Genomic DNA, 15028 nt, shown 5'->3' with positions numbered 1-15028 from the left:
CGTTCATGGTCCACAGCTTGCTTCTTATTGAAGACGATGCTTCAATCAGCGAGATGGTCGAAGGGTATTTGGCCAAGGAGGGCTACCGCATCACGACGGTCAGCGATGGGGCGGGCGCGATCCGGGTGTTCCAGGAGGGCAGCTTCGATCTGGTGCTGCTCGATCTGATGCTGCCGAACGCGAACGGTCTCGACATCCTGCAGGCCATCAGGAATTACAGCACTATCCCGATCCTTATTCTCTCAGCCAAGGACGGCGAGGTGGACAAGGCGCTTGGACTTCGCTTTGGAGCGGACGACTATATCGCGAAGCCTTTCTCCCTGCTTGAGCTGTCGGCGCGCGTAAGCGCGTCGATTCGCAGGGCGACGCAGTACGCGGATACGGGATCGGGGCAAGAGGCTGCCCAGGCTCCGTCCAAGCTGCTTACGGTCGGTGAGCTTAGCCTCGATCCGGATAATTTCTGCGTGACAAAGAAGGGGGAGACGTTGAAGCTGACAGCCAAGGAGTTTCACATTCTGAAGCTGTTCCTTCAGCATCCGACAAGAGTCTACACCAAGGCGATGCTGTATCAGCTTGTGTGGAATGAGAGCTATTACGGGGATGAGAACGTTATTAATGTACATATGAGAAGGCTGCGGGAGAAGATCGAGGACGATCCCTCTAATCCCCGCTACATACGCACGCTTTGGGGAATCGGCTACAGACTGGGGGAGGCATAATATGGTCCTCGCAGGCATCATGCTGATTCTTTTTTTTGGTATATTGTACGTTCGGGAGCGGAGCAGGCTTCGGGAGATGCGGCGTCACCTGGCCTATATGGCCGACAGACTGAACGAGCTTGCGGAACAGCCCGCTCGAATGACAGGGAGCGTGCAGCTAATAACGGAAGAGCAGACGCTCAGGGAGCTGCTTGAGTCGGTAAACCGGTGGCTGGACATCGCCGGCCAGTCGGCCACGGACTACACGAAGACGGAGCGCGCTATGCGCAAGATGCTGTCCAACGTCTCCCATGACCTTAAGACGCCGCTTACGGTCGTACTGGGCTATGCCGAGCTGCTGGAGAGCGATCCCCATATGGCATCCGAGGAGAGAAGCCGCCTGCTGGGCCAAGTGCATCGCAAGACGCTTGAGGTGCTCCGGCTGATGAATGAGTTCTTCGATCTGGCGAAGCTGGAGGCGGACGACTCTGAGCTGCCGCTGACCGAGCTGGATATTGGGGAGCTGGCAAGGAGGCGCATACTGGATTATTACGACCTGCTGGCGGGCGATGAATATGAGGTCGACGTCGTTATTCCGGAGGAGCCGGTGCTCGCTTATGCCAATGAGGAGGCGGTCTCACGCATGATGGATAATCTCTTGTCCAATGCGCTCCGTTATGGCCGATCGGGCCGCTATTTGGGCCTCTCCATTAAGCGGGCTGGCGAGCATGTTGTCATGGAGATCGCGGATCGTGGTCCAGGCATTCCGCTGCAGGAGCAGACGCGAATCTTCGAGCGCCTGTATACGCTCCAGGATTCACGTAATCGCAATGTGCAGGGAAGCGGACTCGGTTTAACGATAACCAAGAGGCTGGCGGAGCGTATTGGAGGCAGTATCAGGCTGCAGAGCGTGCCTTATGTCCGTACGAGCTTCTTCGTTCAGCTGCGCGCTGCGGCTGAGTTCAGGAAGTAAGGAATAAGTAAGATTTGCGAAAGAAAGATGAGAGCTGCCCGCATTAGAATAAAGCTGTAACCAAATCAAGCGGGAGAGTGAAGAGATGACGGATGTGTTACGGACGCGGCTGCTGAGCAAAAGCTACGGCAAGCAGGACGTCGTATCGAATGTGACAATGACGGTCAGACAGGGCGAAATCTACGGCTTTCTTGGCCCAAACGGTGCCGGCAAGTCGACCTTGATGAAGATGCTTCTGAACCTGGTGAAGCCGACGGGCGGCGAGATTGAGCTGTTTGGTAAAAGGCTGCTGACCGGGGCCATAGAGCCGATGAAGCAAATCGGCCACATGATCGAAGCGCCGGTCTTCTACGAGAAGCTGACGGCCGAGCAGAACCTGGAGCTTCATGGCGAATATATGGGCTGCTATCGCAAAGGAGCGGCGCGGGAGGCGCTCCGGCTTGTTCAGCTCGTTGGCATAGAGGGCAAGCCGGTGAAGCAGTTCTCGCTTGGCATGCGGCAGCGGCTTGGTATTGCGAGAGCTATCATGACGAGGCCGGAGCTGCTGCTGCTGGATGAACCCATTAACGGACTGGATCCGGAAGGCATACAGGAGATGCGCGTGCTCTTCCGCAGACTGCGTGATGAGCTCGGCACCACTTTGCTTATCTCCAGCCATCTGCTGGCCGAGGTGGAGCAGGTGGCGGATACGATTGGCATCATCAACAACGGGAGACTGCTGCAGGAGGTTTCCCTGGAGAGCATCAGGCGATCGAATACGGATTACGTAGAGATTAAGACGTCTGATGTGAGGCGTGCAACGATTGTGCTGGAAGAGAAGCTGGGGATCAAGCATTACAAGGTGCTGGATGGTCTGCTGCTGCGCGTATACGACGCGGACGTGACGCCGGAGGCGCTGTCCAAAGGTCTTATTATGAATGATGTTCCGGTGGAATCCATTATGCGGCGCCACCATACCTTGGAGGATTATTTCCTGGAATTGACTCGCGGAGGTGGCGGCCATGCGGCATTTGATCAAGCTGGAGCTTAAGAAAGGCAACTTGAAAGGCTACTTGTGGGGTGCGCTGCTCGCTTACGGCATTCTCGCGGGCTTCCTTCTTATGATCTACATGACTGAGGGATCGAGTCAGGAAGAAGAGGTGTTCCAGGGCTATGCCGAGATGCTGCGGCTTATTGATACCATGGTTCGCGCAACGTTCATCATCTATGCGTCGGCACTGATCTCGCGCCTGATTATCGGCGAGTTCCGTAATAAAACGATGGCTCTGCTGTTCACGTATCCGGTCAGCCGCAAGAAGCTGATCTTCTCCAAGCTGATTGTTGTCTTCGTATGGACCTTCACGAATATCATCCTGGCTAATCTGGCGATCGGCACCTTGTTCGTAACGGTGAACCTGTCAACCGGCTATGTGGACGACATCTTGACGGCGAAGATTCTCTATCAGCATGTCGCTTATGTGCTGACCCATGCCATCGCGGCATCCGGCATGAGCCTGCTTCCGCTGGCCATTGGCATGCGGAGGAAGTCGGTTATAGCTACGGTCACGAGCTCTATCTTCATCGTGATGATTGTCTGCTCCAATAATATGGGCTTCAGCCTAAGCTCCATCGTCGCCATTCCATTGTCGCTGGGTACGCTTGGCGTTCTGCTCACGTATCTCAGCTTCCGCAACATCGAACGGGTGGACGTGGCTTAAACCGCCCATTACCCTGGAATCTGTGATATTAGCTGTATGTTCTGCATTTAGCAATGGATTTACGGGGGGGTTAAGGTAAATTAACTGCACGTTTTGCATCTAAATCTGAACAAGCCAAGGGAGTGGAAGGTCCGCTGCTTTGGCTTGTTTGCGTTAAGCGTGTTTAACTCGCGGCATAGCCTGACTCGTGGCACGGCCTGACTCGTGGTATAGCTTAACTAGTGGCATAGCCTAACTCGTTGCATAGGGTTAATTGCTGCATGGACGGGCTCGCAAGGTGCAAGCGCCGCCAAGCCACAGCCTCTTCAACCGTCTGGCAGTCTTTGAAACCTAACAAATTAACTAACAAAACAGGCTGTAATTTAGAAAATAACAAATAATAATTGACCTAAACGTTATGTTATTTTATGATTTGTTATGTAATTTGTTAGTGACTGAACGGCCTGAAGGATGAGACGGAGGAGATAAGAGCATGAAACCTGCACAATCACATGGACAAGAGCAAGCTCCCATAACGGGCATCCCGCTGACCCGATGGATATTCAAGGCCAGCACAGAGGAGCAATGGCTTCCGGCAGTCGTTCCCGGCTGCGTGCATACCGATCTGCATCGGAATGGCCAAATCAAGCCGCCCTTCGAGAAGACGAACGAGCATGATTTGCAATGGATTGATAAGCTCGACTGGGAATACCAAACAACCTTTGATCTAACAGAGGACGTTCTAAGCAAGGGACGGATCGAGGTTGTATTCGAAGGCTTGGACACTTATGCGGATGTCACCTTGAACGGTCAACCGATCCTCTCGACGGACAACATGTTTCGCATCTGGCGGGCGGATATCAGGAAGCATGTCCAAGCTTCGGGGAACGAGCTGCATATTCGCTTCCGCTCTCCTATTAAGGAGGATCTTCCGAAGCTCCAGAAGCTGGGATACAATCTGCCTGCGTCGAACGACCAGTCTGAGCTTGGCGGTCTAGGCGAGGACAAGGTTAGCGTGTTCGCGCGAAAAGCGCCATATCATTACGGCTGGGACTGGGGACCGCGCTTTGTGACGAGCGGCATCTGGCGTGATGCGTATATTATGGCCTGGTCCGACGTTCGGATGAACGACCTGTTCGTGCGGCAGCAGCAGGTAACCGCCGAGGAGGCAGTCTTAAGCTTTGAGCTGGAGCTTGAAAGCGAGCTGGCAGCCGAAGGCTTGGTGCAAGTGACGAATGGAATGGAGCAATGGACGGCTAATGTCAGCTTGAAGCCGGGCATAAACAACGTAGCTGTCCCCGCTGTGATCTCCAGACCGAAGCTATGGTGGAGTCTGGGGCAAGGCGAGCAGCATTTGTATACGTTCAGTGCGGCATATATTCCTGCCGGTTCCGAGCAAGCTGCTGCCAGCAAGTCCGTTCGGACGGGCCTGCGCTCCATCCGGCTCGTTCGCGAGAAGGACGAAGCGGGGGCAACCTTCCATTTTGAGCTGAATGGGGTCCCGATCTTCGCCAAAGGCGCCAACCATATTCCGAACGACAGCTTTGTTACCGAAGTGACGAAGGAGCGATACCGGCATGAGATCGCATCCGCCGCAGAGTCCGGCATGAACATGCTGCGCGTATGGGGCGGTGGCATCTATGAGCAGTCTGCGTTCTATGAGCTGTGCGATGAATACGGCATCCTCGTCTGGCAGGACTTCATGTTCGCCTGCAGCATGTATCCTTGGGATGAAGCGTTCCTCGAGAACGTGAAGCGGGAAGCGGAGCAGAACGTGAAGCGGCTGCGCAATTACGCATCCATCGCATTATGGTGCGGCAACAACGAAATCGACTCGGCTTGGCAGCAATATGACGAAGAGGGCGGCTGGGGCTGGAAAAAAGGGTACACCGCAGAGCAGCGCGAAGCCATCTGGGCGGGCTACGAAAGGCTGTTCCACGAGATTTTGGCGGAGGCCGTTGCATCGCACCATCCTGGTATGGACTACTGGCCGTCATCGCCAATGATCGACCTCACGGGCGATATCGGGCAGCATGCCCATCCGCTGTCCACAGAAGGGGACATTCACTACTGGGGCGTGTGGCATGCGGTGGAGCCATTCGACAATTACAACAAGAAGGTCGGCCGCTTCATGAGCGAATACGGCTTCCAGTCCTTCCCGGAGTACGACTCGGTGCGTACTTTTGCAGATGAGAGCGATATGGAGCTTGAATCCAAGGTCATGCTAGCGCATCAGAAGAATGGCAACGGCAACCGGTTAATCAAAGAATATATGGATATGTATTTCAGCGAGCCCAAGGACTTTGCTTCCTTCCTGTACATGAGCCAGGTGCAGCAGGGTGAGGCGATGAAGATGGCAATCGAAGCGCACCGCAGACGGATGCCGTATTGTATGGGCTCCCTGTACTGGCAGATGAACGATTGCTGGCCTGTGGCGTCCTGGGCGGGCATGGATTATTACGGCAAGTGGAAGGCGATGCAATATTTTGCGAAAAAAAGCTTTGCTGAGCTGCTGCTGTCATTCGAGCGTACAGATGATGGAGAGCTTCGCGTCTATGCCGTTACCGACCGGCCGCAGGCGCAGGAGGGCCTGCTACGCTTGGGCTTACACGCATTCAACGGCGAATTGCTGCGCAAGAAGGAGACGGCTGTCAAAGTGGAGGGAGGACGCTCCACGCTCGTCTATGCCGGGAAGGAGCAGGCATGGCTGGCCGGCTGCGAGGCGGGCAACGTCGTGCTAGTCGCCGAGCTGGCACAGGAGGGAGCTGCGGCTTGCCGCAGTGAGTATTATTTTGCGCCCCCGAAGAACCTGTTGCTTGCTCCGTCAAGCCTCAAGATTACTGAGGTTCCGGGCAGCGACGGCTCGCGCTTCCTGATTGCAGCCGATACGCTCGCGAAGGCGGTTTGGCTGCAGGCGGAGGAGGAGGGACGCTTCTCCGATAATTTCTTCGACGTCATCCCCGGACAGCCGGTGGAGGTGGAATTCCGCCGCAGAGAAGAGGGGCAAGCATTCGGCCAGCCTGCTTCGGCGGGCATGGTGACGGCACGTTCCATGATCGATTTCCTGGCGGATCAAGCCAAGTAAGCTATAGGTTACAGGAGGGCGGCGCATCCCATGCGCCGCCCTCCTTCTTGCTGTTGCGATATGGAGTGTGGCTATCGCACGCTATAGGGCCTCAATGGGGGCTATAGCCACACGTCGTGTCGTTATCCAACCAATTAGCTGCACCAAAGTCATGATAGCGATCTCTCGTGTGGCTATTGCGCGTTGTGAAGCCTCAATGGCAGCCATAGCCACACGTCGTGTCGTTATCCCACCATTTAGCCGCACCAAAGTTACTACAACGATCCCTCGTGTGGCTATTACGCCTCACTCTCGCACCTCGATAGCCCCGCGCTGACGCGCCCGCGACAGGAGCCTTCTACTCTAGCTCCCTCACCTGCTTGTAATATTGCCCCGGTGATAGACCCGTGAACTGCTTGAACACCTTGCTGAAATAATAGGGGTCGTTCAGGCCCGTCAAATATCCGATTTCCCCGAAGCTCATATGCGTCGCCCGAATCAGCTCCTGCGCGTGTTGAATGCGGATTTTGTTCACGTACCTCGTAATCGTGTACCCCGTCATATCCTTGAAGATGCGGTTCAAATAGTCGTAATTCGACTCGAATTCCCGCTCGATCAGGCTGCTGCTAATTTTCTCCGTATAATGTGTGTGGATGTAGGCGAGCAGCGCATGAACCTTGGCGACGGCCTTGGAGCCCCGGCCTCCTTCGTGCTGGAGCATATGCAGCAGATAATCGCGCGACAGCTCGATGAGCAGCTCCGACAACCGCAGAGCGGTGAGTCCCCGATTGTAATGCTTGCGGCGGTAGAGCACCAGCAGCTCGTTCATGGCGTGAAGCGTCTGATGAAAGCCGTTTTTGTCAAAAATCGTATGGTGCTTCGGAAAGTAATAATGGCTGGCTTCCACCCCATCGGCGCTGGCCTCAAGCAGCACATCCTTGGCGATTTCTACCGGATCCAGCAGAGGAGCTGCGACCATATCGGGATGGCGGAAATGAAAGTAATAATAATCACATAATGACTTGCGAGTGCCTTCATGATCAAGACCAGGCTCCAGAAGCAGCGAATCGCCGCGACGCAGCACATAATCCACGCCGTTCTCCCGCAGATGCAGCTCCCCGCTTTTGACAATGTACAGGATATGCTCGTCCGTGTTGCGGAAGAAATGAAGCCACGGCGTTTTATATTCCACATACCCCATGAGCACGATTCTTGGAACCAGCTCCACGTTCATTTTTAACATGGGCAAGCACATCCTTCGTCCTAAAAAGTCGGTATTATACAAAAAGGGTCATCTTTTCGCATTTTCGATTATTCTAACACACTCTATACTGATGGTGAACGTTCAAACTTCATCAATCAGGGATGGATGGTGTTTATGAAGAAGCTAAGAATCGGCGTCATTGGACTGGGCGGCATCGCAAATTATCACATTTGGGGCATACAGGAAAGTCCTGACGCAGAGCTATGGGCGATTTGCGACGTGAATGTGACAGCGCTTGCAGATCGAGGCGAGCTGTTGGGCATACCCCAGGAACGCCGGTACGTGCGACATGAGGACCTGCTGCAGGATAGCGAGGTAGACGCGGTGATGATCGGCACGCCGAACTTCAATCATTTCCAGGTGGCATTCGACGCCATCAAGCATGGCAAGCCATTCGCGCTGGAGAAGCCCATCGCGCTCCATACGAGAGAGGCTATCGTACTGCGAGACGAGCTGAGGAAAGCGCCGATTCCGCATATGGTGTGCTTCTCGTATCGGTACAAGGCCGCTGCTCGTTATGCCAGGGAGCTGATCCGGGAGGGCAAGCTGGGTCGCATTCATCACGTATACAGTCAATACCTGCAGAGCTGGGCCATTAACGAGAATCTTCCGCTTGTATGGCGCTTCAGCAAGGAGCTGTCCGGCTCGGGGGCGCTTGGCGATCTCGGCTCGCATATTCTGGATCTTCACCGCTTCCTGATTGGAGAAACGGACAGCGTTATTGCGCATGCGGACACGATTATCCGGGAACGTGAGCTGCTGAGCGGCGAGGGCAGAGGCGAGGTCGACGTGGACGACTTCTGCCATGTGCTGGCGAGGATGGAGGGGGGTGTCTCATCTACCATGCAAATCTCACGCTTCGCACATGGCCGCGGCAACTTCCAGACGATTGAAATTTACGGCTCGCTGGGCTCGCTCATCTACAGCCTGGAGGAGACGGACACGCTGCAGGTGAACTTGGCCGAAGAGGAAGGCGGGTTCCGCGCTGTAGACATTCCGGAGGCGTGCAAGGCGGAGCAGATGCAGTCTTTTTTCAACCTGCTGCTGGGACGCGGGGATGGGCTGGACGCATCGATTGAGGACGGCTATATCAATCAGCGCACGCTGGACGCGATTATCGAGTCTGTCGAGCAGGGACGCTGGATGTCAGCTTTGGAGCCGACTGCAGGGCAGAAGCACAATATTCATATGGAGGGAACCACAATATGAATATCAGAGTAACGGTTTGGAACGAATTTCGCCATGAAAAACAGAATGCCCAAGTAGCAAGCATCTACCCGGAGGGCATTCATCAAGCCATTGCCAGCTATCTGGGAACACTGGAGGGCATGGAGGTCAGGACGGCCACGCTGGATGAACCGGAGCACGGCTTGACCGACGAGGTGCTGGACTCCACAGATGTGCTTCTCTGGTGGGGACATATCGCGCATGGCGAGGTCCGCGACGATATTGCCGAGAAGGTGCGGGATCGCGTGCTGGACGGCATGGGGCTGATTGTGCTGCATTCCGGTCACGCGTCGAAGGTGTTCGAACGGCTGCTCGGCACCAAGACGGGCACGCTGAAGTGGCGCGACGACGGCGAGCGGGAGCGCGTCTGGGTGATTGAGCACGGCCATCCCATCGCGGAAGGACTGGGCGACTACTTCGAAATTCCGAAGGAGGAGATGTATGGCGAGCGCTTTGAAATACCAGCTCCGGATGAGCTGGTCTTCATCTCCTGGTTCGAGGGCGGCGAGGTGTTCCGCAGCGGCTGCTGCTATCGCCGCGGCAAGGGCAAGCTGTTCTACTTCCGTCCGGGCCATGAGACTTTCCCCATCTACCATCAGCCGGAGGTGCTGAAGGTGATTGGCAACGGCGTGCACTGGGCAGCTCCAACAGTCGGCGCGTCATCGTTAGCCGGACGGGTCGCGCCGCTGGAGCCGATCGGCAAGCCTAAGGCTTCCGCCGTTAACTAGCTGTCAGAAGCCCAGCTCCATTCCAGTCGTCAACTAGCTGTCAGAAGCCAAGCGCTACACCAGTTTTCAACTTACTGTCAGAAGCCAAGCTCCGCTCCAGCCGTCTTGAACGGCAGGGCGGAGCTTTTATTGCATAATCATACACCCCATCGTAATATCGCACACCAAGACGAGCCCCCGCAGGCCTCGCAACTCGTAATATACGACACGACCTTGTGAATGTAAGCGGTTACCGAAATCGGCTCCAGAGGAGATAATCAAGAGGCAGCACACATGAGAGCGAGAGGGGAGCAATAGAGCATGAACCAAATGAGAAGGGCGGCGCTGGCCGTTATGGCGCTCGCGATGGTACTCGTCATGGCGGCTTGCGCGGGAGGCAATGGAGGCTCGGGCGGCGGCAGCTCGAACGGAGGCAATAGCGGAAGCGGCGGCAGCAGCGGAGACGGCGGAGGCTCCGTACAGAAAGTGACGATTGAATATTGGCACACCTACAGCGACGCGGAAGAGGCTGTGCTGACAGACAAGATTAAGCCGGCGTTCGAGAAGGCGTACCCCAGCATCGAGCTTAAGCTGACGCGTATGCCGTATGAAGGGCTGAAGCAGCAGGTCATCGCCGGGGTGGCGGGCGACGCGGCGCTCGATCTGATGCGCATGGACATCGTATGGGTGCCGGAGTTCGCGGCACAGAACGCGCTGATGGACGTGAGCAAGCTGGACGGCTTCGACGAGCTGCGAGCAAGCGTATTTGAATCGCCTATGGCGACTAATTTCTACAATGGCGGCTACTACGGCGTACCGGTTAATACGAATACAAAGGTCGCCATCTACAATAAGGCGACGCTGCAGGAGGCTGGCTTAAGCGAGGCGCCAAAAACAATGGAGGAGCTGGAAGCGGCGGCGAGAACGCTGAAGGCCAGGGGCAAATTCGGCATTGGCGTATCCGGCGTTCATGCCTGGGGGATCGGACCATGGTTCTGGAGCCTCGGAGGCTCTATTACCAATGAGGATTATACGAAGGTTGACGGGTATCTGAACAGCGATGCCAGCGTGAAGGCGCTCCAGAAGCTCGTGGATTGGACCAACGAAGGACTTGTCCTGCCGGCTATGCTGGGCGGCGAGCCCGGTACCTGGGACGGCATCATTAGCGGCGACTACCTGATGAGCGACGACGGCCCTTGGTTCTACAGCATTAAGCTTGCGGAGCAGGAGGCGACCGGCTTCAAGCCGCTGGAGCAGACGGTGCGAGCGGTGATGCCGGCGGGCGATGGCGGCAGCCGCTCTGTCATTGGCGGCGAGAACCTGGTGATGTTCGCCAACTCCAAGCATCCGGAGGAAGCGTGGGTGTTCGCGAAGTGGATGCTGACTGAGGAGCCGCAGAAGATGATGGCGGAGACGGGACTCATTCCTACGAACACAGTGGCAGCCAAAGCCATGTCCTCCATGAATATTCCGTTCATCGACACGTATGTCGAGCAGCTGGAGACGGCCTTGCCTCGCACCCCGATTCCTCAATGGGGAGAGGTGGAATCGATCTTCAACCTGGCGTTCGAGAAGGCGATTCGCGGCGAGCAAGAGCCGAAGGCATCATTGGACGAAGCGGTGAAGCAGATCGAAGCGATTCTAAAATAACGCGTGACAGGGGAGGGCGGCATCGCCGGACGCGCGAAATTCGCGCAAACGGGGTAAGTCGCCCTTCCTCCCTTATGCTTCTTCACCTACAGAAAGGAGGTGCCTGAGCGAATGTCTGCCCCCTTATTCACACCGGAGACGAACCAAGCGCTCGCGGCGAGCAAGCGCAAGAGCAGCTTCAAGCTGGGACTGCGGCAATGGATGGCTGTGCTGCCTTACGTGGCGGTAGGCTTCATCGGCATCGCCGTATTTGTCATCTATCCCATGATTCGCAATATTATGATCAGCTTCCAGGACTACAGCATTATGCCCAATGCGGCGAATCCTTGGGTCGGCTTCGACAACTACACCAAAGTGTTCCAGGACCCCAACGGACGGTTCCTGATCGCTCTGCGCAACACGTTCCTGAACGTGGCGGCCACCGTGCCGGTCAACTGGTTTCTCGCGATCTTCTTCGCGGTGCTGATCAACGCCAAATTCGTCAAATACAAGATTGCGTTCCGCACGATCTATTACCTGCCGATCGTCACATCATGGATCATTATCGCGCTCTTGTTCAAATATTTGTTCGCCGACGGCGACGGCGGCTTCATCAATTACGTTCTCCACGCCAAGCTTGGCATCCTGTCCGAGCCCATCTCCTGGCGGAGCCATTATTGGTCGGCCATGGTGATGATCTGGCTGTTCCATATCTGGAAGACGGTCGGCTGGGGCGTTGTGATCTATCTCGCCGCGCTGCAGGGTGTGCCGAAGGACTTGTACGAGTCCGCCGACATCGACGGCGCGAATGCCGGCCAGAAGTTCTGGCGCATCACCATTCCGCTCTTGAAGCCCATCACGCTGTTCATCGTGATTAACCTGATTAACGGCGCGTTCGGATTTTTCCCGCAGGTCTATTTCATTACGCAAGGCGGTCCGATGAACCAGACGCACGTCATTCCGAGCTTAATCTACATCGAGGCGTTCCAGAATCTGAAGTTTGGGCCGGCGTCGGCCATGGGCGTTATGATGGGCATGCTCGTATTCGCCATCACCTATACGCAGATGAAAAAAATCGGAAGACAAAAAATGTTCTAAGGAGGAGCGCACATGTACACATCAATTTTGAACAAAACGATCGTCTACACGATTATTATTGCGGGCGCTCTTCTGTTCGTCTTCCCGTTCGTCTACATGGTCCTGACGACGTTCTTCCTGGGCACCAACACGCTGCCGAAGCCGGATCAGGTGTTCTCGGTCAAGATGAACTTCACCAACTACGTGACGGTATGGAACAAAAACAACTTCTTCGGCTACTTCATGAACAGCGTCATTGTCACATCAGTGGCGATGGTCGGCTCGTTGTTTCTCGGCGCGCTGACGGCGTATGGCTTCGCTCGATTCACATTCCCGGGCAAGGAGCTTGTATTCCGCATTTTCCTGCTGACGATGTTCATTCCCGGCGTTATCAACATCATCCCGCAGTTCGTCATTATCAAGGACATGGGGCTTGTGAACACGTTCAGCGGCTTGTGGCTGATCTATATCGCAGGCGGTGTGATCGGCAACGTCTTCTTCCTGCGAGGCTTCTTCGAGAGCATTCCGAAGGAGCTGGAGGAGTCCGTCCTGATCGATGGCGGCGGGAGCTGGCGCATCTTCTGGAACATCTATCTGCCGCAATCGCTTCCTGCGCTCGGCACGCTGGCCATTTTTATTTTTCAGGGGACATGGGAGGAGTACTTCCTGGCTCTCACCATTATCAAGAGCGAAGCGCTGCGCACGCTGCCAATCGCCATTATGATGTTCAACGACAAATATTCCACCAACTACGGCCAAGTGTTCGCGGCGTCTATCATTGCGTTGCTGCCGGTCATGCTGCTGTACGTGACGTTCCAGAAGAAATTTGTGCAATCCGGCTTCAATGAGGGCGGAGTGAAGGGGTGACAGCTGCTTTGAAAATACATCCAACCCGGGCAGCAGCCTTCTTCATAGGCTTGCTGCTCGTTCCGGCGCTGCTGGGCGGCTGCTTCGGCGGCGGCGCGGGGGTTGATCCCCGCGCGGCGGGCGATGCCGGACTCATCGCGTATATCACAACCGACAAGGCGAGATACAGCCCCGGCGAGCCGGTCCGCTATACGCTGACCATGCTGGATTCTGCACAGGGCGGCGATCTGGTTGTGCGCTACAGGCATCTCGACGAGACGCTGGAGGAGACGACGCTGGCATGGGACGGCTCAGCCACGCTGGACTGGGAATGGAAGCCGCCAGCCGCGGACTTCCAGGGCTATATGACGGAAATTTACGCCAAGCAAGGGGGTGTGATTGTTGATCACGCCAACATTGCGGTGGACGTCTCCTCCGATTGGGGGAGGTTCCCGCGCTACGGCTATCTGGCCGACTTTATGGCGATGGAGGCTTCGGAGCAGGAGTCGATTATAGAGCGGTTGAACCGATACCGGATCAACGGCATCCAATTCTACGACTGGCAGTGGAAGCATCACAAGCCGCTTAAGCTGGATGCAGGGGAGCCGGCGTCGCAGTGGCCGGAGATCGCAAATCGGCTTGTCTCGTACGACACTGTGAAGGCGTACATTGATTTGGCCCAGGGCAAAAATATGAAGGCTATGAACTACAATCTGCTGTTCGGCGCTTTTGACGACGCGGAGCAGGATGGGGTGAAGCGGGAATGGGGGCTGTTCAAGGATCCGCTGCTGACGAATCAGGATCGGCACCCGCTGCCGGACGGCTGGGCAAGCGATATTATGCTCGTGAACCCCGCGAATGCCGAGTGGCAGAGCTATCTGCTTGCGGAGGAGAAGGAGGTGTTCAAGCATCTGCCCTTCGACGGCTGGCATGTCGATCAGCTTGGCGACCGGGGCGTGCTGTATGATGCGAACGCCGATAAGGTCAATCTGCCGCAAACGTATGAATCATTCCTCCACGCGGCGAAGAGGGAGCTTGACGTCGATTACGTGATGAACGCGGTGGCTCAGTTCGGCCAGGCGCACATCGCCAAAGCGCCGGTTAAGTTTCTGTACACGGAGGTATGGGATGGCCATCCAGGCTATCGCAGCTTGAAGGACATTGCGGATCAGAATTACCGCTATAGCCAAGGCAGGCTGAACACCGTGTTCGCCGCCTATATGAACTATGACCACGCCAGCTCTTCCGGCGAGTTCAACACGCCGGGCGTCCTGCTGACGGATGCCGTCATCTTCGCTTCCGGCGGCTCCCATCTTGAGCTTGGCGAGAGTATGCTGGCGAAGGAATATTTTCCAAACCGTAATCTGAGAATGACGGAGGAGCTGGAGGCTACGCTCGTATCCTATTACGACTTCCTGACCGCTTACCAGAATCTGCTTCGAGACGGCGTAACGGAGAAGGCGCTTGATGAGGCGGCGGGCGAAGGGCTGGAGCTGTCGGAGCAGCCGGAGCGAGGCAAGGTATGGATGTTCGCGAAGGAGGCGCAAGGTAGAACCGTGCTTCATCTCATTAACTTCACGGACGCGACGACTCTGGAGTGGCAGGACAATAAGGCCAACCAGGCTGAGCCTGCGGAAATTATAGAAGCCAAGGTGACGCTTAAGGCGGATAGTAAAGTGAAGAGGGTGTGGACGGCATCGCCGGATCACTACGGCGGCTCCGCCCTGCCGCTTTCCTTCACGCAGCAGGATGGACGGGTGACCATGACGCTGCCTAAGCTCAAATATTGGGGTATGCTTGTATTGGAATATTAAAGCAGCGCCAGAATCGTTGTATACTGGAAGAATTCCAGAGAGGAAGGAGGAGA

Annotated in this window: 12 protein-coding genes; 11 read left to right on the top strand and 1 reads right to left on the bottom strand. The window is 55.9% G+C overall.

The window, feature by feature from the left end:
- Nucleotides 1-5 precede the first annotated feature (5 nt).
- The 5 genes from AB1S56_RS20705 to AB1S56_RS20685 all read left to right on the top strand — a co-directional run bounded on the left by AB1S56_RS20705 (nt 6) and on the right by AB1S56_RS20685 (nt 6432).
- The gene (locus tag AB1S56_RS20705; protein WP_340869816.1) at nt 6-719 is read left to right on the top strand and encodes a response regulator transcription factor; all 714 of its coding nucleotides are present in this window, start codon (nt 6-8) and stop codon (nt 717-719) included.
- A 1-nt stretch (nt 720) separates the two neighbouring features.
- Nucleotides 721-1671: a sensor histidine kinase gene (locus tag AB1S56_RS20700; RefSeq protein ID WP_340869817.1), complete on the top strand. Its 951-nt coding sequence runs from the start codon at nt 721-723 to the stop codon at nt 1669-1671.
- An 85-nt stretch (nt 1672-1756) separates the two neighbouring features.
- Nucleotides 1757-2701 carry an ATP-binding cassette domain-containing protein gene (locus AB1S56_RS20695; RefSeq protein WP_340869818.1) on the top strand — a complete coding sequence of 315 codons (945 nt, stop codon included), beginning with the start codon at nt 1757-1759 and terminating at the stop codon, nt 2699-2701.
- Nucleotides 2673-3368 (top strand): ABC transporter permease, encoded by a 696-nt coding sequence (locus AB1S56_RS20690; protein WP_340869819.1) that lies wholly within the window; start codon nt 2673-2675, stop codon nt 3366-3368. Before AB1S56_RS20695 ends, AB1S56_RS20690 begins: the two co-directional genes overlap by 29 nt.
- Before the next feature lie 472 nt (nt 3369-3840).
- A complete protein-coding gene (locus tag AB1S56_RS20685) occupies nt 3841-6432 on the top strand; it encodes a glycoside hydrolase family 2 protein (protein ID WP_340869820.1) in 2592 nt (863 codons plus the stop codon).
- A gap of 337 nt (nt 6433-6769) precedes the next feature.
- On the opposite strand, the gene AB1S56_RS20680 is transcribed toward AB1S56_RS20685, so the two are convergent.
- Nucleotides 6770-7654 carry an AraC family transcriptional regulator gene (locus AB1S56_RS20680; protein WP_340869821.1) on the bottom strand — a complete coding sequence of 295 codons (885 nt, stop codon included), beginning with the start codon at nt 7652-7654 and terminating at the stop codon, nt 6770-6772.
- Nucleotides 7655-7789: 135 nt separating this feature from the next.
- Here AB1S56_RS20680 and AB1S56_RS20675 point away from each other — a divergent pair, with 135 nt between their 5' ends.
- From AB1S56_RS20675 to AB1S56_RS20650, 6 genes are all read left to right on the top strand, one after another.
- A complete protein-coding gene (locus AB1S56_RS20675) occupies nt 7790-8884 on the top strand; it encodes a Gfo/Idh/MocA family oxidoreductase (protein ID WP_340869822.1) in 1095 nt (364 codons plus the stop codon).
- On the top strand, nt 8881-9630 hold the full coding sequence (locus tag AB1S56_RS20670; protein ID WP_340869823.1) for a ThuA domain-containing protein: 750 nt from the start codon (nt 8881-8883) through the stop codon (nt 9628-9630). Before AB1S56_RS20675 ends, AB1S56_RS20670 begins: the two co-directional genes overlap by 4 nt.
- 300 nt (nt 9631-9930) lie before the next feature.
- Entirely contained in the window at nt 9931-11259 is a 1329-nt protein-coding gene (locus AB1S56_RS20665; protein WP_340869824.1) for an extracellular solute-binding protein, read from the top strand.
- A 111-nt stretch (nt 11260-11370) separates the two neighbouring features.
- Complete coding sequence (locus tag AB1S56_RS20660) at nt 11371-12336, top strand: sugar ABC transporter permease (protein WP_340869825.1); 966 nt, start codon at nt 11371-11373, stop codon at nt 12334-12336.
- A 12-nt stretch (nt 12337-12348) separates the two neighbouring features.
- Nucleotides 12349-13182, top strand: a complete 834-nt coding sequence (locus tag AB1S56_RS20655; protein ID WP_340869827.1) for a carbohydrate ABC transporter permease — start codon at nt 12349-12351, stop codon at nt 13180-13182.
- Between the two features lie 8 nt (nt 13183-13190).
- On the top strand, nt 13191-14975 hold the full coding sequence (locus AB1S56_RS20650; protein ID WP_340869828.1) for a glycoside hydrolase family 66 protein: 1785 nt from the start codon (nt 13191-13193) through the stop codon (nt 14973-14975).
- Nucleotides 14976-15028: the final 53 nt, after the last annotated feature.

It is taken from the genome of Paenibacillus sp. PL2-23 (assembly GCF_040834005.1).
Taxonomy (GTDB): domain Bacteria; phylum Bacillota; class Bacilli; order Paenibacillales; family Paenibacillaceae; genus Pristimantibacillus.
The sequence above is the reverse complement of the archived record's forward strand: the minus strand, read 5'-3'. Positions and strand labels throughout refer to the sequence as shown.